Source organism: Gordonia sp. Z-3 (assembly GCF_036233855.1).
In the GTDB taxonomy this organism is placed as follows: Bacteria; Actinomycetota; Actinomycetes; order Mycobacteriales; family Mycobacteriaceae; genus Gordonia; species Gordonia tangerina.
Genome location: NZ_JAZARS010000005.1, coordinates 282,735 through 301,208, shown reverse-complemented (window position 1 = coordinate 301,208; position 18,474 = coordinate 282,735). Strand labels below are relative to the sequence as shown.

The 18,474-nt window shown below is 67.6% G+C and carries 17 protein-coding genes and 1 other RNA gene; 8 read left to right on the top strand and 10 right to left on the bottom strand.

Features of this window, described 5'->3' with window-relative positions; translation table 11 throughout:
- The first annotated feature begins 143 nt into the window (after nt 1-143).
- The 3 genes from VX037_RS08205 to VX037_RS08195 all read left to right on the top strand — a co-directional run bounded on the left by VX037_RS08205 (nt 144) and on the right by VX037_RS08195 (nt 1,236).
- Nucleotides 144-335: a hypothetical protein gene (locus VX037_RS08205; protein ID WP_235722748.1), complete on the top strand. Its 192-nt coding sequence runs from the start codon at nt 144-146 to the stop codon at nt 333-335.
- 58 nt (nt 336-393) lie between these two features.
- Nucleotides 394-696, top strand: a complete 303-nt coding sequence (locus VX037_RS08200; protein WP_235722747.1) for a GlsB/YeaQ/YmgE family stress response membrane protein — start codon at nt 394-396, stop codon at nt 694-696.
- Between the two features lie 129 nt (nt 697-825).
- Complete coding sequence (locus tag VX037_RS08195; protein WP_266060922.1) at nt 826-1,236, top strand: phage holin family protein; 411 nt, start codon at nt 826-828, stop codon at nt 1,234-1,236.
- On the opposite strand, the gene VX037_RS08190 is transcribed toward VX037_RS08195, so the two are convergent.
- The 4 genes from VX037_RS08190 to VX037_RS08175 all read right to left on the bottom strand — a co-directional run bounded on the left by VX037_RS08190 (nt 1,233) and on the right by VX037_RS08175 (nt 7,886).
- Nucleotides 1,233-1,865 (bottom strand): biliverdin-producing heme oxygenase, encoded by a 633-nt coding sequence (locus VX037_RS08190; protein WP_287016924.1) that lies wholly within the window; start codon nt 1,863-1,865, stop codon nt 1,233-1,235. The two genes, VX037_RS08195 and VX037_RS08190, sit on opposite strands and share 4 nt — an antisense overlap.
- Nucleotides 1,862-4,876, bottom strand: coding sequence for a bifunctional [glutamine synthetase] adenylyltransferase/[glutamine synthetase]-adenylyl-L-tyrosine phosphorylase (locus VX037_RS08185; RefSeq protein WP_287016925.1), 3,015 nt, complete (start codon nt 4,874-4,876; stop codon nt 1,862-1,864). Before VX037_RS08185 ends, VX037_RS08190 begins: the two co-directional genes overlap by 4 nt.
- Before the next feature lie 49 nt (nt 4,877-4,925).
- On the bottom strand, nt 4,926-6,266 hold the full coding sequence (glnA, locus tag VX037_RS08180) for a type I glutamate--ammonia ligase (protein ID WP_235722742.1): 1,341 nt from the start codon (nt 6,264-6,266) through the stop codon (nt 4,926-4,928).
- Nucleotides 6,267-6,350: 84 nt separating this feature from the next.
- Entirely contained in the window at nt 6,351-7,886 is a 1,536-nt protein-coding gene (locus VX037_RS08175) for an alpha/beta fold hydrolase (protein WP_328713827.1), read from the bottom strand.
- Nucleotides 7,887-8,049: 163 nt separating this feature from the next.
- On the opposite strand from VX037_RS08175, the gene panB reads away from it, so the two are divergent.
- The 3 genes from panB (at nt 8,050) to VX037_RS08160 (ending at nt 11,533) form a co-directional block, all read left to right on the top strand.
- Nucleotides 8,050-8,913 carry a 3-methyl-2-oxobutanoate hydroxymethyltransferase gene (gene panB / locus VX037_RS08170; RefSeq protein WP_235722740.1) on the top strand — a complete coding sequence of 288 codons (864 nt, stop codon included), beginning with the start codon at nt 8,050-8,052 and terminating at the stop codon, nt 8,911-8,913.
- A 59-nt stretch (nt 8,914-8,972) separates the two neighbouring features.
- Nucleotides 8,973-9,947 (top strand): prolyl aminopeptidase, encoded by a 975-nt coding sequence (gene pip / locus VX037_RS08165; RefSeq protein ID WP_287016927.1) that lies wholly within the window; start codon nt 8,973-8,975, stop codon nt 9,945-9,947.
- 89 nt (nt 9,948-10,036) lie between these two features.
- The gene (locus VX037_RS08160) at nt 10,037-11,533 is read left to right on the top strand and encodes a CYTH and CHAD domain-containing protein (RefSeq protein ID WP_328713825.1); all 1,497 of its coding nucleotides are present in this window, start codon (nt 10,037-10,039) and stop codon (nt 11,531-11,533) included.
- Between the two features lie 32 nt (nt 11,534-11,565).
- On the opposite strand, the gene VX037_RS08155 is transcribed toward VX037_RS08160, so the two are convergent.
- The 6 genes from VX037_RS08155 to cobC form a co-directional block, all read right to left on the bottom strand.
- Nucleotides 11,566-12,993: an RNB domain-containing ribonuclease gene (locus tag VX037_RS08155; protein WP_328713823.1), complete on the bottom strand. Its 1,428-nt coding sequence runs from the start codon at nt 12,991-12,993 to the stop codon at nt 11,566-11,568.
- Between the two features lie 52 nt (nt 12,994-13,045).
- Nucleotides 13,046-13,474, bottom strand: an RNA gene (rnpB, locus tag VX037_RS08150) — RNase P RNA component class A.
- Nucleotides 13,475-13,509: 35 nt separating this feature from the next.
- Nucleotides 13,510-14,178 carry a bifunctional RNase H/acid phosphatase gene (locus VX037_RS08145; protein WP_328713821.1) on the bottom strand — a complete coding sequence of 223 codons (669 nt, stop codon included), beginning with the start codon at nt 14,176-14,178 and terminating at the stop codon, nt 13,510-13,512.
- Nucleotides 14,179-14,181: 3 nt separating this feature from the next.
- Nucleotides 14,182-14,919, bottom strand: coding sequence for a zinc ribbon domain-containing protein (locus VX037_RS08140; protein WP_328713819.1), 738 nt, complete (start codon nt 14,917-14,919; stop codon nt 14,182-14,184).
- 161 nt (nt 14,920-15,080) lie between these two features.
- Nucleotides 15,081-16,199: a Nif3-like dinuclear metal center hexameric protein gene (locus tag VX037_RS08135; protein WP_328713817.1), complete on the bottom strand. Its 1,119-nt coding sequence runs from the start codon at nt 16,197-16,199 to the stop codon at nt 15,081-15,083.
- Nucleotides 16,175-17,251 (bottom strand): Rv2231c family pyridoxal phosphate-dependent protein CobC, encoded by a 1,077-nt coding sequence (cobC, locus tag VX037_RS08130; protein WP_328713815.1) that lies wholly within the window; start codon nt 17,249-17,251, stop codon nt 16,175-16,177. Before cobC ends, VX037_RS08135 begins: the two co-directional genes overlap by 25 nt.
- Before the next feature lie 30 nt (nt 17,252-17,281).
- Between cobC and VX037_RS08125 the strand changes: the two genes are divergently transcribed.
- Nucleotides 17,282-17,998 carry an HAD hydrolase-like protein gene (locus VX037_RS08125; RefSeq protein ID WP_235722729.1) on the top strand — a complete coding sequence of 239 codons (717 nt, stop codon included), beginning with the start codon at nt 17,282-17,284 and terminating at the stop codon, nt 17,996-17,998.
- A complete protein-coding gene (locus VX037_RS08120; protein WP_287016933.1) occupies nt 17,991-18,470 on the top strand; it encodes a low molecular weight protein-tyrosine-phosphatase in 480 nt (159 codons plus the stop codon). The genes VX037_RS08125 and VX037_RS08120 overlap by 8 nt, the downstream gene beginning before the upstream one ends.
- Nucleotides 18,471-18,474: the final 4 nt, after the last annotated feature.

Sequence of the window (18,474 nt, the reverse complement as noted above, 5' to 3'; positions counted from 1 at the left end):
ACGATCACCATTTCGCGGGCAAACCTATGTGAGGCACCGAGGGCGTTTCGCGGGCAGATTACGTGAGTCAAGCCGCGTGATTGACGTCACGTTAAGGCCTTTGTACCCTGCCGTTTCACTCCGATTCGATTTAAGTTGAGGACATGAGCCGCACCAGATTCGTCGAAGACCTCACTCCGGGCGACCGCATCAGCGTCAACGGCATCCGAGCCGTCGTCCGCACGCCCGCGACCCGGACCGCCACCGATCAGCTCCTGCTGGAGCTCGTCACCAGCTCCGACGACGACCGCAGCGAGATCCTGCTCGACTCCGGCGCCAAAGTCGAAATCTTGTAGTCACCGAATATCGGTGTCGCCGTGACCCGGCGCGATTAGTCTGCGTTCAGGAGGTGTCATGGACATCGGGAGTCTGATCGCAGCACTGCTACTCGGTTTCGTGTGTGGAGCCATCGCCCGCGCGTTGGTCCCCAACGACGCATTCAAGGCGATGAGCGGATGGAAGTCCTGGGCGGCTTCCACCGTCTTGGGTCTACTGGGCGCCCTGCTGGGTTATTGGATCTTCACCGGCCTGCTGGGCATCGGCGATGAGGACAAGTTCGACTGGGGCGGCATCATCGGTGCCCTGATCGGCTCGGTCATCGTCGTCGCGGTCGGTTCGGCAATCCTCAAGCGCACCGGCACCGGTCGTCGCGTCTGATCGTGACCTGATTCACCGGTCGAGCCGTCCGGCCCGATCGTTGCGCGTCGGCGTCGTTCTGGCGACGACACGGTCGAGCAGGCCGGCGAATGCTGCAGGTGCCAGGCCTGCGGACACTAGGATGACGTCATGATCCGCATTCTGGTGCGCACGCTCACCTATCTCATCTCCGCGGCGATCGGGTTGCTCGTCGCGACCTGGATCCTCGACGACATGACCGTCCACTTCGCGGGGTTCCTCATCGCCCTGGCGGTTTTCGCCGCCGCACAGTTGATCCTGAGCCCGTTCATCACCAAGTTCGTCCACCGCAACGCCGAGGCGTTCATGGGCGGAGTGGGTCTGGTCTCCACCTTTGTGGCATTGCTGTTGGCGACGCTGCTGGGCGGCAACGGGATAGAGATCAGTGGCGTCGAAACCTGGATCGCCGCAACCGTCATCGTCTGGCTGGTGACCGCGGCCGCGACCCTGGTGGTCCCCTACCTGCTGGTGAAGGCAGGGATCACCAGCGCTCGGGAGAACCGCGCGGATTCCACGAATTAGTGTCCCGCCAGCTCGGCGAACATCTGTTCGTTGTGCTCGAACGCCCGGACCGCCTCATCGAGGAGGATGCGCACCTGGTGGTCGTCGAGCGGTAGGCCATCCAGGGTGTCCCGGTACGTGTCTTTGTAGCGCTTGAGCTTGTCGATCTCGTCGAACACGTAGAAGCTCAGCGCGTCGTCGGTCAGCCCGTAGTGCAATTTCATCCGACTGCGGATCACCTGTCCGCCACTGAGATCACCGAGGTATCGGGTGTAGTGGTGGGCGACGAATCGGACCGGATCGGTGCGAGTCCGCTCGATCGCAGCCACATACGCGGTCACCCCGGGCAACGGAGTGATCGTGGTCGGGTCCACGCCGAGTGCCGCCAAGTCGGCCGTCAGGCGCGGCAGCCGGCGCAACCGCTCGTCGACCACCGCTCCGGCGACCTCCTCGCCGGAGAGTTCGTCACCGACCGATTCCAATGCGCGATAGATGAAATAGAGCTGCACCGCCATCCGTAGGTACCCGGCGGCGTCGAGACGTCCCGACATCAGATCGTCGACGAAATGCGCTCGTTCGGCGCGATCGTGGGCCACCGCGGTTGCTGAACGCAGACCCGCGGACACCGACTGTGCGTTGTGCCCGCTCATGCGCCGAACACCTTGCGCACCACGACCTTCGCTCTACGCGTCACCCGCAGGTAATGCTCAAGGAACTCCGCGGCCTGGTCTTCGGGCCACCCCGCGGCGTAGGCAACCGCACGCAGCTGGCTGCCGGGGGCCGGCAATTGATCGACCGGTTTGCCCCGTACCAGCACCAGCGCATTGCGCGCCTGGGTGGCCGTGAGCCACGCTTCCTTCAACTGCGCCACGTCGTTCTCGCCGAGCAGTTCGACCGCCCCAATGGCGTCCAACGATTGCAGGGTGGACGTGTTGTGCAGCGACATGTAGCGATGCGCGTGACGCAACTGCAGGAGCTGGACCGTCCATTCGACGTCGGCCAGGCCGCCTCGACCCAGTTTGGTGTGCGTCGCCGGGTCGGCACCGCGCGGGAGCCGTTCGGCGTCCACGCGCGCCTTGATCCGGCGGATCTCCTTCACCGCATCCGCCGACACCCCACCCTCGGGGTAGCGGATACGGTCGGCCATGTGCAGGAAGTCGACACCGAGCTGATCGTCGCCGGCAACCTGATGCGCCCGGAGCAGCGCCTGGATCTCCCAGGGTTGTGCCCACTGGTCGTAATACGCCGCATACGCCGCGAGCGTGCGCACCACCGGCCCGTTACGACCCTCCGGACGCAACCCGGTGTCGACCTCGAGCGGCGGGTCCTCACTGGGCGACCCCAGCATCGATCGGACCTTCTCCGCGATCGTCTGCGCCCATCGCACTGCGGCCGACTCATCGGCGTTCGGTTGCGGCTGGCAGACGAACAGAACATCGGCGTCGGACCCGTAGCCCAGCTCTCCCCCGCCGAGCCGGCCCATACCGATCACCGCGATCCGCGCGGGCGCGGGTTCACCGCGGTCGCGTTCGGACTGCGCGATCGCCACGCTCAGTGCCGCGTTCAGCACCGCCGCCCACACACTCGACAGGGCCGCGCACACCGCCGGCACATCCATCAGTCCCAGGATGTCGGCTGAGGCGATCCGCGCGAGTTCGAACCGTCGATGCGAACGAGCCACCGCCACCGCACGTTTCAGGTCGGTTTGCCGCACCGTCGACGCGATCAGCCCCTTGGCGACGTCTTCTGGTCGCACGTCGCACAGTTTGGGTCCGTTGGCGCCGTCGGAATAGAGGTGGATGACCTCCGGCGAACGCATCAGCAGGTTTGCGATGTACTCCGAGGTGCCCAGGACGTGCATCAACCGCTCGGCGACCACACCGTCGTCGCGCAGCAGGCGGATGAACCATTCGGCGTCGTCCATCACGTCGCACAGCCGCCGATAGTTCAGCAGGCCGGCATCGGGATCGGGGGTGTTGCCGATCCACTCCAGCAACGACGGCAGGATGAGCAGTTGGATCTGGCCCCGTCGCCCGGGCGACGACGCCAGCGCGCGGATGTGACTCAGTGCGCGTTCGGGTTTCGCGTAGCCGAGGGCGGACAGCCGACGCTCAGCCGACTTGTCGGACAACGTCAGTTCGTCGGTGTTGAACCGGGTGGCCGCCTCCAACAGCGGACGGTAGAAGAGCTTCTCGTGCAAGCGACGGATACGGGCCTTCTGCCGGGTCAGTTCCTCGCGCAACACGGTGGTGGCGTCTTTGTCACCTTCTGGGCGGATGTGCGCCGCCCGCGCCAGCCACCGCATGTTGCCGGTGTCCTCGAAGGCGGGCAACAGGTGTGTCCGCGACAGGCGTTGCAGTTGGAGACGATGTTCGAGGGCACGCATGAACTGATAGGACGCATTGAGATTGGCGCCGTCGTCGCGACCGACGTAGCCGCCGGCGGTGAGGGCGGTCAGCGCGTCCACGGTGGCCTTCTCGCGGATGTCCTCGTCGACACGTCCGTGCACCATCTGCAGCAACTGCACCGCGAACTCGACGTCGCGGAGACTGCCGCTGCCGAGTTTGAGGTTGCGTTCACGCAATTCCTCGGGCACCAGCGATTCGACGCGCCGTCGCATCGCCTGCACCTCCGGAACGAAATCCTCCCGTTCGGCAGCCGTCCACACCATCGGGTTGACGGCGTCGACGTAGTCGGCGGCGAGCTGCATGTCGCCGGTCATGGCGCGCGCCTTCAACAGCGCCTGGAACTCCCAGGTCTTCGCCCATCGTCGGTAGTAGGCGACATGGGAGTCCAGCGTGCGGGTCAACGCGCCCGCCTTGCCCTCGGGTCGCAGCGCCGCGTCCACGTCGAAGAACGCCAACGACCCGACGCGCATCATCTCGCCGGCGATCCGGGCGGCCACGCCGTCGGCCGGTTCGCTGACGAAAACCACGTCGACATCGCTGACGTAGTTGAGCTCACGCGCACCGCATTTGCCCATTGCGATCACGGCGAGCCGTACCGGCAGCGGGTTGTCGCCGCACACCTCGGCAATCGCGACGGCGAGCGCAGCCGTCAAGGCCGCGTCAGCGGCGTCGGCGAGAAATCCGCCGACCTCGGGCAGATAGTGAACCGGTTCGTCTTCGACTGTCGGCGCCAGATCGTGCGCGGCCAGCTCCAGCAGCAGATTCCGATACGCGATCCGCAGAGCGACCACAGCTTTGGGTCCGGTGACCGCCGCGCGATAGAGCTTGTTGCCCTGCTCCACCTCGCCGGGTTCGGCCCTGGCGTCGACCGATGCCAGCATCCGGGTATAGATCTCGTCGAGGGTGGGTAGCGTCGACGACGTCAGCAACCGCCAGCTCGCCGGTTCGGCGACGAGGTGATCGCCGAAGGCATCGGACGCCCCGAGCACCGCGAACAGGCGTCCCCGGAAGCCACGATCGTCACGGATCAGCCGGTCGATCTCCGACCACTCGTCGGCGGAGACCACGCCTTTGATCCGCATCAACGCACGCAACGCCAGATCCGCGTCCGCCGCGCGCGACAGGGCCCAGAGCACGTCGACCGATTCGTCGTTGTTCCAACCCAACTCCGAGAGGTGGCCCGGAGCGGTGTCCTCGAGCAGCCCCAGCCGTCCCGCGCTGGGCAGGCGGCCTCGTCCACGAAGTGAAGTCACAACCCAAAACTAGCGGGCGGAGCCGACCACCTCTCACTCAGGTGGCGGGTCAGAGAGGCAGGTAGCTCTTGAGTTCGTAGGGGGTGACCAGGCTGCGATAGTTGGCCCATTCGGTCCACTTGTTACGCAGGAAGTAGTCGAAGACGTGCTCCCCGAGCGCCTCGGCGACCAGCTCGGATTTCTCCATCTCGGTCAGCGCGTCGGCGAGGCTGCCGGGAAGTTCCCGGTAGCCCATCGCCCGGCGTTCACCTGGGGTGAGCGCCCACACGTCGTCCTCGGCCTCGTCGGGCAGTTCGTAGCCTTCCTCGATCCCCTTGAGCCCGGCCGCCAGCAGCACGGCGAACGTCAGGTACGGATTGCAGGCCGAATCCGGGCTGCGGACCTCGATTCGGCGCGAGGATGCCTTGTTCGGCGTGTAGAGCGGTAGCCGGACCAGCGCGGACCGGTTCGCGCCACCCCAGGTGGCCGCCGTCGGCGCCTCCCCGCCGTGAATGAGCCGCTTGTAAGAGTTCACCCACTGGTTGGTGACCGCGGACAGTTCACTGGCGTGGTGCAGGATGCCTGCGATGAACTTCTTTCCGGTCGCCGACAACTGCATCGGGTCGTCGGGGTTGTGGAATGCGTTCGAGTCGCCCTCGAACAGGCTCATGTGGGTGTGCATTGCCGAGCCGGGGTGCTCGCTGAACGGTTTGGGCATGAACGTGGCCCAGACACCCTCTTCGATCGCGACCTCTTTGATCACGTACCGGAAGGTCATGACGTTGTCGGCCATCGACAGCGCGTCGGCGTAGCGCAGGTCGATCTCCTGCTGGCCGGGTGCGCCTTCGTGGTGGGAGAACTCCACCGAGATCCCCATCGACTCGAGCGCCTCGATCGCGTGCCGCCGGAAGTTGGGCGCCGCGTCGTGCACGGCCTGATCGAAGTAGCCGCCGGTGTCAGCCGGTGTGGGCACGCTGCCGTCGAGCGGGGCGTCCTTGAGAAGGAAGAACTCGATCTCCGGGTGCACATAACAGCTGAATCCCTGGTCGGCCGCCTTGTTCAGCTGGCGGCGCAGCACATGCCGGGAATCGGCCCAACTCGGCGTGCCGTCGGGCATCGCGATGTCACAGAACATCCGGGCCGAGTGGTGGCGGCCCGCCGACGTGGTCCACGGCAGGATCTGGAACGTCGATGGATCCGGCTTGGCAACCGTGTCCGCCTCGGAGACGCGGGAGAACCCCTCGATGGCCGAACCGTCGAACCCGATACCCTCTGCGAAGGCTCCTTCGAGTTCGGCCGGCGCGATCGCCACCGATTTGAGATAGCCGAGTACGTCGGTGAACCACAGCCTGACGAATCGGATATCGCGCTCTTCGAGGGTCCGCAGCACGAATTCCTTTTGGCGATCCATGTCCGGGACATTAGAAGTACGCTGTTAAATCTGTGTTACACGCGCAAGTCAAACCCGACACGCTGGGCTTTTTCGGATGCCATCTCAACATGTGAGACTTCGTGACGAGTTGGTGGGATCAGCCAGATAGCTGTCGACCGCCTCGTCGACGCAGCGGTCACCGACGAAGACCGCCGTGTGGTCGGCGCCGACCACGGTGACCGTCTGCGCCCCGATCCTGTTGGCCACCGACATCGCCGTCCGATACGGCGTCGCCGGGTCCCCGGTCGTCGCCACGACGAGAGGAGTCGGCGCCGTCGCCGGCCAGGCCACGCTCGCCGGATCGGCGCCAGGCTCCGCCGGCGACCGGGCCGGTGGAGGCAGAAGTTCGCAGATACTCACCGGGCCCCGACCGGTGCCACGTCCGTCGTCGAGGAACGGCGCGGCGATCCTCATCCGCCGGTCCAGCTCGCCGGGGTCGGCTCCCGCGTCGAGCGGCGGTTCGTCGGCGCAGCTGATCGCCAGGAACGCATCCTGCATCGGACCGTAGCGACCATCGTGGCCGCGTCCCTCGTACGCATCGGCCAACTGCACCATCGGAGTGCCGTCGGCGCGCTCGAGCGAGCCGAGCGCGCGACGCAGATCGCCCCACCGGGACCGCTGGTACAGCGCGAAGATGGTGCCCGACTCCGCATCCCCGGCGGTCAGTGATCGATCACCGGCGGGTACGGGCCGGGTGACCAAGGGCCCTACGAGGCCGCGGTAGACCTCGACCGCGCGATCGGCGCGATCACCCAGCGGACACCCCGCCCGGGCCACGCAGTCGGCGGCGAATGCGTCGAACGCAGCCTGGAAGCCGGCCATCTGCTCAACCGTCGCATCGTCCGGGTCCTGCGTGGGATCCACCACCCCGTCGAGGACCATCGCGTGCAGGCGGTCCGGATACCGCTGCGCGTAGGCGAAACCAAGACGCGTGCCATAGGAGTGACCGAGAAACGAGATCTCCTCGACGCCGAGCAGTTGGCGGACACGGTCGAGGTCCGCTGCCACGAAGTCCGTGCCGACCCGCGTGAGGAACTGCGTGCCGATCCGATCGGCGCATCGTTGAGCGATGCTGCGCCGGTAGGACTCGATGCGTCGCACACCGGTGGTCGACCGGTCACCGAAGTCCATCGCTCGTTCGGCGTCACGCTCGGCATCGGTGCGACACCGCAGCGACGGCCGCGAGGCGCCCACCCCGCGCGCATCGACCGCCACGAGATCATGGGTGGCGGCGATCGGTTGCGATGCCAGCGCCGCCGCCGCGCCGACGAGATGGCCGACGCCCGACGCCCCCGGGCCGCCCGGGTCGATGACCACCGTGCCGTTGCTCGGGCCCGCAGCAGAGATCCGCGCGACGGCGAGATCGACGGTCCCCCGACCCGTGTCGGTTGGGTCGAGCGGAACCTCGACCCAACCGCACGACACACGCCCGGCGAGCATGCCGGGTACCGCGCCGGCGGCCACTGCGAACTCCGGACCACAGGGCCGCCAGTCGATCTCGGCGTCCGCCGGGATCACGCGACAGCCACTGACGACCGTCACCAGCACCAGCAGGACGAGCAATCCGGCGCGTCGAGGTAGCGTCCCGGAGCTCGCCATGGCACAGATCGTACGGTCACCGCTCGCCGCAACCATTCGCCGGATGTGAGAAAAACCACAGGTCACCGGCATGTATCGGGGCACTCCCCGGTGCCACAATGGCAGTGTCCAACCCCAACCCGGGTACCTGCACGGCAGGACTCGAGGCAGAAAAGAGACAACGATGTCCGAATCTTCGGTCTATGGCGCCACGGGCCCCGCTGCGGGCGATTCGTCCGCCTCGGCCCCCCGTCGCCGCACCACTCGCGTTCACCATCTCGGCCAGATGAAGGCTGACGGCGAGAAGTGGTCGATGCTGACCTGCTACGACTACTCGACGGCCCGCATTTTCGACGCCGCCGAGATCCCGGTGCTACTCGTCGGTGACTCCGCGGCCAATGTGGTTCTGGGCTACGACACCACGATCCCGGTGACCGTCGATGAACTCATCCCGCTGATCCGCGCCGTGGTTCGCGGCGCGCCGCATGCCCTGGTCGTCGCCGACCTGCCGTTCGGCAGCTATGAGGCCGGCCCGCAGCAGGCGCTGGAGTCCGCGGTGAAGGTGTTCAAGGAGACCGGCGCGCACGCGATCAAGCTCGAAGGTGGTGAGCGGGTGGCCGATCAGATCGCCACGCTGACCGCGGCCGGGATTCCCGTGATGGCGCACATCGGTTTCACTCCGCAGAGCGTGAACGGGCTCGGCGGCTACCGCGTCCAGGGACGGGGCGACGCCGGCGATCAACTCGTCGCCGATGCCATCGCAGTCCAGGAAGCCGGCGCGTTCGCCGTCGTGATGGAGATGGTGCCCGCCGACCTCGCGGGACAGATCACCCGCAAACTCACCATCCCGACCGTCGGGATCGGCGCGGGCAACGAGACCGACGCGCAGGTGCTGGTCTGGCAGGACATGGCCGGCCTGACGCACGGCAAGACGGCGAAATTCGTCAAACGGTTCGCCGACGTCGGGTCGGAGTTGCGCTCTGCGGCAGAGCAGTACGCCGACGAGGTGCGTCGCGGAGCGTTCCCCGCACCCGAGCACAGCTACTGAGGCGCCCCCTCGCGCAGGAACGGGTGAGCCGGTTCTCGACCACGCTCTAGGCTTACCCCATGCGCGATTTCTATCCGCCGATCGAACCGCACGACCACGGCCATCTCGACGTCGGTGACGGTCAGCAGGTCTATTGGGAGGTCTCGGGCCGTGCCGACGGCAAGCCGGTGGTGTTCGTGCACGGTGGTCCGGGTGGCGGCACGTCGCCCGAGCAGCGGCGGTTCTTCGATCCGACGCGCTACCGAATCGTCCTGTTCGATCAGCGTGGGTGTGGTCGGTCGCGGCCGCACATCGCCGACGGTGCCGACCTGTCGGTCAACACCACCGGCCACCTCATCGCCGACATGGAACGGCTGCGCGAACATCTGCAGATCGACCGGTGGCAGGTGTTCGGGGGGTCCTGGGGGTCCACGCTCGGTCTCGCCTACGCGCAGGCTCACCCCGATCGCGTCAGTGAACTCGTGCTGCGCGGAATCTTTCTGCTACGCCGCAGTGAGATCGACTGGTACTACAACGGTGGAGCCGCGCACATCTATCCCGACCTGTGGGAGTCCTACCTGGCTCCGATCCCGGCAGCCGAGCGCGACGGCGACCTGGTCGCGGCCTACCACCGGTTGCTCACCTCCACCGACCGGGACCTCGCGCAGGCCGCGGCGACCGCGTGGACAGGCTGGGAGCAGGCCACCAGCTATCTGCTGCCGAACAAGCCCCAGGACAATTCCGGGATGGCCGCCGGCGACCCGCGATTCGACCTGGCCTTCGCCGCGATCGAGAACCACTACTTCGTCAATCACGGTTTCCTGCGTGAGGGCCAATTGCTCGCCGACATCGACCGCATCGCGCACATTCCCGGGGTCATCGTGCAGGGCCGCTACGACGTCGTCTGCCCCACCCGCAGCGCGTGGGATCTACACCGCGCCTGGCCGTCCGCGACGTTGCACATCGTCGACGACGCCGGTCACGCCTCCTTCGAACCGGGTATCAAGCACCACTTGATCACTGCTACCGACGACTTCGCGAATCGGTCGCGGTGACGATGACCGGTGCACTCTAGACTCGTCAGGACGACGTATGCGCACGCCGGGCCACGCCGAGCCCCGGCCGGTGAACAGGAGGATCTGGGGTGGCCCCGTCCGAGCAGATCGAAGTGGAACTGAAGTTCGACGTGGACGCGGGCCACACCGCCCCGGACCTCCGGATTCTGCCAGGTGTCATCGGCGCGTCGGCACCGGAGACCTTTCAGCTCGACGCCACCTATTTCGACACCGAGAACCTCGACCTCGCCGGCAACCGGATCACCATGCGCCGGCGCACCGGCGGACACGACGCCGGCTGGCATCTCAAGCGCCCCACCGGCATCGCCGGTGCCCGACGTGAGCTGCGGATCGGCTTCAGCGACGCACCCGCCGACGCCGACGTCCCCGCCGAGCTGATCACCCCGGTCATCGCGTTGACCCGTACCCGCAAGCTGATCCCGGTCGCCGCGCTGTCCACCACGCGCACGGTGACAACGCTGATGGGCGCCGACGGTCGGCCCGTTGCCGAATTCGCCGAGGACCTCGTGTCCGCGCAGTCGATGCTGCCCGGCGGCCACTACCAGGAATGGGCAGAGTGGGAGTTCGAGCTCCTCGACGGCGGCCGCGACACCCGTCTGCTCAAGGCGGCCGAGAAGTTGCTGCGCAACTCCGGCGGGCGAACCGCATCGTCGGCGTCCAAACTTGCTCGTGCCATCGGTTCGACGCCGACCGTCGTCGAACCGCACCTCGGACGGCGCCCCACCGCGCTGGATCTGGTCGTCACCGACATCGCCATCCATCGCAATTCCCTGGTCGCCTACGACCCGCAGGTGCGCATCGACGCCGAGGACGCCGTCCACCAGATGCGGGTGGCCTGCCGACGACTGCGTAGCATCTTCGCCGGTTTTCCCACTGTGCTCGACCCGGCGCGTACCGCCCATCTGAACGAGGAACTGAAGCTGCTGGCGCGCATTCTCGGCGACGCTCGCGATTCCGAGGTTCAGATCGCCATCGACCAGGGACTGCTGCGCTCGGAAAACGCCTCGGCCGCACTGGTCGCCGAACTCACCGGCACCGAGACCAGCATCCACGATCGGGCCATCAAAGCCGCGCACTCCGCGATGAATTCGGCCCGCTATTTCGCCTTGCTCGACTCGATCGACGAACTCATCGCCTCCCCGCCGCCGGGCCCCGATGCCGACATCGATGCCGTGACCGCCGTGGACCGGTCCATCGAGAAGAACCGCAAGAGCATCCGCAAGGCGCAGAAAACGCTGGCCGCGATGACCGAACGGTCCCCCGAGTGGGAGGAACAGCTGCACACGATCCGTAAGCGCGCCAAGCGGTTACGGTACAGCACCGATGCCGCGGAGCCGTTGGGTCGCAAGCGGTACAAGGCCGTCGCCAAGGCCGCCAAGCGACTGCAGAGCTCCCTCGGCGACTACAACGACACCCGCATCAACCGTCAGCGTCTCGGCGAACTCGCAGCCACCAACACCCTGTCGGGACCGGACATGTTCGTCCTCGGGCGCATCGACGCCCGGCAGGAGGTCGACGGCGAACGGGCGTTGGCCGACTACCGCAAGGCGGCCAAGGACCTCTGACGTTTGTCGGTAGTACCGATTCGAGGCACCGGCTACTGCCCCGAGTCGGGGATGAACTCGAACCGCACCACCCGCGCGGACGGGTCGGCAGCCCGCAGCACCACCGTCAACCGACGCCCCGGTGGCGGGTCACCATCGCACGGAGCGATCACCGGGACCTCGGTGAGAAACACCTGGGCAGGCCGATTCTGCGTGGCCGAGTGCAAGACCACCGCCTCGAACGTCTCCCCCACTCGGTCGGCCAGTACGGTTGCCTCCGCTAAATCGATGCCGGCCCGGTCGGCAGCCGACGCCAGCGAGCCCGCCGACCGCAGCAGAGTCGGCAACGTCGGTAGCGCCCGGGTCACCCAGTCGGGCACCGGCTCGCCGGCTGTGACCGCCAGACACACCTCGGTGGCGAACCGATCGCCGAGTCGACGCAGCGGCGCGGTCACATGCGCATACACCCCGCCGATCGCGGCATGACTCATCTTCTCCGCAGTCGCATGTCCGGTGTCACCGCCGAGCACGAGATGATCGGCTCCGCGCATCAGGCCCGCCCCGGCCGACATCAACGCAAGTGTGGCGGGTGCATCGCGTGGCAACCCGGCGAGGAACTGGCCGGGCGTCGCTCCGGGCGGCCACGGGACACCGAGGGCTGCGGCGGAGCTCTGCAGAGCCACCACCGCAGCATGATCGGCCGGCGGCAGGGTGCGCAGCAGGCCGACGCCCGCCTCGGCCATGATCCGCCCCGCACACATTCCGGTGAGCAGCGACAGCTGCGAGTTCCACATGTCGGCCGGGGTGTGCGGCGCCAGCCGCAGCATCCACCCACGATCGGTGCGCGTGACCTCTTGGTCGGGCAGGTCGAGTTCGACGGCGCCGCGTTCGAGTGCGACCCGGTGCCGCAGTTCGCCGAAAGCCGGTAGCGCCGCGATCGACGGATGCAGCCGGCCGCGCGTGGCATCGTCGGACACGCCGGCATAGGTCAGTTTGGCGACCGAACGGATCATCGTCCGACGCAGCGACACCTGCGTGACAGCACCCTCCGGGGTGACCCGGATGGTCCACATCACCGCCGGCCGACGCTGGTCGGGTAACAGCGAGCCGGCTCCCTCCGACAGCGCCCGGGGATGCAGTGGCACCGATCGGTCAGGGAAGTAGAATGTGGTGCCCCGCCTGCGGCTCTCCTGATCCAAGGCACCTTCGGGGGCCACGAGCGCAGCAACGTCGGCGATCGCGTAGGAGATGACGAAACCGTCGGCGTCGGCGGCGATGTGCACCGCTTGGTCCAGGTCCATCGACGTCGGCGGATCGATCGTGACGAACGCCAGGTCGGTACGGTCCTCCCGCTCACCCGCATACCGGTCCACCGGGTGTTCGGCCTCGGCCTGTGCGTCGGCACCATAGTTCTCGGTCACGCCGAGTTCGGTACGAACCGCGTCGAAGTCGAGATCGGGGGCCGACAGTACGCGCTGCACGCCCCCGACTGTATGCGAGCAGGTGCCCGACCGGTGGATCCCGGCCGCGGGGCGAACGAGTCGGCGTGTAAGCCGGATCCTGTTCCCGATCACGAGGACCGGGTGGCGACCATCCATCTGGGCACACCGTCGCCGGGTACCTCGAGCGGCCCACCCGCGGACTCGGGCGAGCAGCCCTCTGCCATCCGCGCACCCGCACACACGGTCTCCCGCGGTGCGAGCTTCGGCCTTGCTCCGGGTGGGGTTTACCGAGCCGGCACGGTCACCCGTGCCGCTGGTGCGCTCTTACCGCACCGTTTCACCCTTACCGCCGCCGATCTCGAAAGATCCGCGGCGGCGGTCTGTTCTCTGTGGCACTGTCCCGCGGGTCACCCCGGGTTGCCGTTGACAACCACCCTGCTCTGTGGAGTCCGGACTTTCCTCGATGTCGGCGTACCCGTTGTCGGGCCGTTCCGCGCACCGCGGCCGCCCGGCCGACTCGTTCGCCCATACAGGATACCGGTGCGCGGGCGCACCTCAGTCGAGGTGGCCCGTGTCGTTGACCAACCGGACCACCGATCCGCCATCGGGAAAGAACTCGGCGATCGACAGTGAGGCGAGGTCGAGGTGCAGGCGGAACAACAGTTCCGGGCCAGAGCCGAGGGCGTCCCGAAGCAGCGACTTGATCGGGGTGACATGCGACACCACCAGCACCGTCTGGCCTGAGTACCGTTGCAGCAGTGAATCTTTGGCTAATCGGACGCGCTCGGCGACCTGGGCGAAGCTCTCTCCGTCAGGCGCGGGAACGCCGGTGTCGGCCAGCCATCGGGAATGCAGTTCGGGGTCGCGTTCGGCGGCCTCGGTGAAGGTAAGCCCCTCCCAGGCACCGAAGTCCGTCTCGATCAGCCCGTCGGTGACCGTCACCTCCAGCCCGAGCCGGTCGGCGACCGCACGTGCGGTGGTCTGCGCCCGACTCAGCGGCGACGACACCACCGCGGCGATCTCGGGGTCGGCCCCCAGTCGTGTGGCCGCCGCCGCCGCCTGACGACGTCCGAGCTCGGTGAGTTCGGGGTTGCCTCGCCCGGAGTAGCGGCGCTGCACCGACAGCTCGGTCTGACCGTGCCGCAGCAACAACAGCCGCGTCGGCCGCACTCGCTGCCCCTGCCAGGTGGGTGATCTGTCGCCGGTCGCGGTGGCGTTGGTCATCTACTACAGACCCGACTCTGCGGTCCGCACCAGGACCGCGCCACATTCCTCGCAGCGGATCACGTCGTCGGCAGACGCGCCGGAGATCGATGCGATGGTGCCTCGGTCGAGTTCCATTCGGCAGGCGCCGCACCGGCGTGCGCGCAGCAAGCCGGCGCCGACCCGACCGGACGCACGCTGCCGGTCGTAGATGGCGAGCAACTCGGGAGCGATGTCGGCAATCAAGGCCGTGCGCCGAGCGTCGGCCGCCTCGCGGTCGTGGGTTGCCGCGGCCAGCGCACGGTCGCGCCGCTCACGCACCGTCGCAACCTCGGCGTCGACCTGATCGATGGTTGCCGCGGCGCGTTGCTGTTCGGCGGCGACGGCCTCCTGCTGCTCCATCACACCGAGCATGTCGTCCTCCACCGCCGCGCGACGGCGAGCCAAACCGTTGAGCTCGTGTTGCAGTTCGGAGAGCGCCTTGGGTGCGAGCCCACCGGCGGTCAGCTGCGCGGAGTCCTTGGCCTCGCGCGCTGCCATCCCGTTCGCCTCACCCTCCATTCGGCGGTACTCCCGGGTCAGATCCTCCGCGGAGATCTCGGCGCGAACCAGGTCATCGCGCGCCACCTCGACGCGTTTGGACAGTTCAGCGAGCTCGGCATCCTCCGGGAGTGATGCCCGGCGATGGTCGATGCGAGCGATTTCCGCGTCGACGTCGGCGAGGTCGAGCAGGAGCCGCTGCGCTCCCGGATCCGCCTTCACCGTGCCCACCTCCGTCGTTGGCTGTCGTGCTGTGCAGTCGTCACCAGTGCCTCATCCCTGCGCCGTTCACTGTTCTGTTCTCCCGACGCGGGGCCCGCGGTGGGGCGCCGTGCGACGGTCCCCATACCGTACGCGTCCGCCCATGACGCCGGACGCGGCCGTCAGTATCTGGTGACGACCGCGAACGGATCGGTCGGTTCACGGTGAACCGAGACCGTGACATGCAACTCGGCGGCCAACATTCGCGATACCTGACCGCACCACGGGAACTCGGTGGCCCAATGCCCCGCATCGATCAGCGCCGGTCCGCCGCGACGTCGGTTCTCATCGGCCGGATGGTGGCGTAGATCGGCCGTGACGTACACATCCGCACCGGCCGACGCGACCGCCTCGAGCAACGAATCGCCTGCGCCGCCGCAGACCGCGACAGTGCCGACGGCGGTCTGTGACGACCCTGCCACCCGCACTCCGGACGGGGTGTGCAGGCGCGCGGCGACCAGTTCGGCGAAGTCCGCGAGCGTGGTCGGTTCCCGGAGCCGTCCGATCCGGCCCAACCCGGTCGACATCTCGGCGTCGGCGAGCTCGAGGATGTCGAACGCCGGCTCTTCATACGGGTGCGCTCCGCGCAGCGCGGTCAGCACCGCGCGACGCAGTCGGCGCTGGGCAACCATCTCGAGCCGTTCCTCATCGACCCGTGTGCGCGATCCCACCTCGCCGATCGTCGGATCGGCCGATCCCTGCGCCTCGAACTGCCCCGTACCGACCACCGACCAGCAGCAATCCCGGTACTCGCCGATCTCGCCGGCCCCGGCGGCGAACATGGCCTCGCTGACCTGCTCGGCATTGCCTTCGGGCACCATCACCACCCACTTGTCCAGAACAGTGGACGACCGCGGCTCGATGGGGAACGTGTCGACCACGTCGAGTACGTCGGCGAGTGCATCGGAGACTCCGGGGCGGGCGCTGTCGGCGTTGGTGTGCGCGGTGAACAGCGCAATCCCCGACCGGATGAGCCGATGCACGATCCGCCCCTTGTCGGTGTCGGCCGACACCGAATCCACTCCGCGCAGCAACAGCGGATGATGGGCGACGATCAGCTGGGCCCCCATGCCGATCGCGGCCGCCACCACGTCCTCGGTGACGTCGACACAGGTCAGGATCGTGTCGACCGGCTCACCGGAATCGCCGCAGACCAACCCGACCGAATCCCACGGCTCGGCCAGCCCTCGCGGGTAGGCGCGGTCGAGGACCTCGATCACCTCGGCGACGGTTGTGGACATGACGCGATCTCCTCTCGAATGGCCGTGATGGTGTCGACGAGCGTCCGGGTGGTGGCGATGTCCCGCACGGCCAGACGTATGTGGTCGTCGTCGAGGCCGACGAAGTTCGCGGCGCTGCGCACCGCGAAACCCCGATCACGCAGTCGTTGTTTGACCCGCAAGGCCTGTGGCACCCGGATCAGCAGGAATGATGCGCGTGGCTGCCCGCAGACCTCGAGACCCGCCGAAGACAGCATCGCGACCATCTCGGCGCGATCCGCGGCGAGCCGGCGCGCCTCACCGTGCGCGTACTCCTGACCGGTGGGTCCGACACAGGCGGTCAGCGCGGTCAGCGCCAAGGTGCCCAGCGGCCACGGTCGTCGGCCGACCGTCAACCGCGCGATCACCTCCGGGGCGGCGAGCAGGTATCCGGCCCGCAGTCCGGCGAGACCGAATGTCTTCGTGACACTGCGGATGACGATGAGGTCTGGGTGCGACCGGTGAGCGACGGACTCCGGTTCCGGACGGCCCGTGGCGGGATCGATCGTGATGTCGGCGAAGGCCTCGTCGACCACCACGAACCGTCCTGGTCTCCGCAGACGTTCGATCGCGGCGGCGGGGTGCAGCACCGAGGTCGGGTTGGTGGGGTTGCCCACCACCACCAGGTCGGCGTCATCGGGCACGGCGTCCGGGTCGAGTTCCCACGGGTCGGTCAACACGACGTCGGTGATGGGGATCCCGGCGGCGCGCAACGCGATCTCCGGTTCGGTGAAGGACGGCTGGACGAGCGCGGCTTGGCGCGACCGCAGTCGCGGCAGGAGCTCGAAGCCCTCGGCCGCACCGGACAGCAAGAGCACCTCGTCGGAGGTTCGGCCATGGGCCACGGCAATGGTTTTCACCGCCCGCTGCTCGTCGTCGCCCGACGGGTAGGCGGCCAGATCACCGATCCGGCTGGTCAGGGCTTCGGCGACGAACGGTGGCGGCCCGCCCCGCACGTTGACCGCGAAGTCGACAAGTCCCGGTTCGGCGTCGGCATCGCCGTGACGCTCCCGCGCGAACAGCCCCGATGTCATAAATCCCCAGCCTACGTGCACCATGGAACTGTGACCGACACGCCTGGAACACCCGATCTCGCCGCCCCTCTTGCTGATCCTCGTGATCCCTCGACGGTGCTGCTGGTCGACCTCGACGGGACGATCACCGACAGTTTCGACGGCATCGCCAACAGCTTCCGGCATGCGCTGGCCGCGGTGGGTGCCGACGAGCCCTCGCCCGAGGTCGTGGCTGGTATCGCCGGACCGCCGATGATCGACACGCTCACCGGCCTCGGGCTCGACGGCCCCACCGCCGACGACGCGATGCGTGCATACCGGGAGCGCTACACCGACGTGGGCTGGCTGGAGAACTCGGTGTTCGACGGTATGGGCGACCTGCTCGCCGACCTGCGGTCCGGCGGCCGCACCCTCGCGGTCGCCACGTCGAAGAACGAGAAGACCGCCCGCGCGATCCTCGAACACTTCGGGCTCGCCGAGCACTTCCACGTCATCGCCGGCGCCAGCGATGACGGCAGCCGACGCGCCAAATCCGATGTGATCGCACACGCACTCGCCCAGCTCGGTATCACCGCGGATCCCGGTTCTGCCGTGACCGATTCCCCTGTGGTGATGATCGGTGATCGCGCTCACGATGTGGAAGGTGCCGCCCTGTACGGGATCCCAGCAGTGATCGTCGCATGGGGTTACGCTCTGCATGGGGAGGAGGACTCGGCGGCCTGGTCGGTCGGGTCCATTGCAGATCTGCGCGAGGTACTTGGTGTCTGATCAACTACACGTGTGTTTCGTGTGCACCGGCAACATCTGCCGGTCACCTATGGCACAGAACATCTTTCAGTCGGCACTCGACGACTCGGGCCTGGGTGCGCGGGTCCGGGTGACCAGCTGCGGGACCACCGGGTGGCACACCGGCGAACCGGCCGACAACCGCGCGCGGACCGAGTTGCTGGCACACGGGTACCCGGACGCCCACGTGGCATCCCAGTTGTCCCCCGAACACTTCGACGCGGACCTGCTGGTGGCCATGGACGCCGGACACGTCCGCGAATTGGAACGCAAGCGGTTGGGAGAGCGGGTGCGTCTGCTCCGCAGCTTCGATCCCGGTGCGGACCCCGACGACCTGGATCTCAACGATCCCTACTACGGGACCGGCGAGGATTTCGAGGAGACCCGCGAACAGATCGAGGCCGCCATCCCAGGCCTGCTGGCGTGGGTTCATGCGACGCTGGACGGCAACTGAGCCG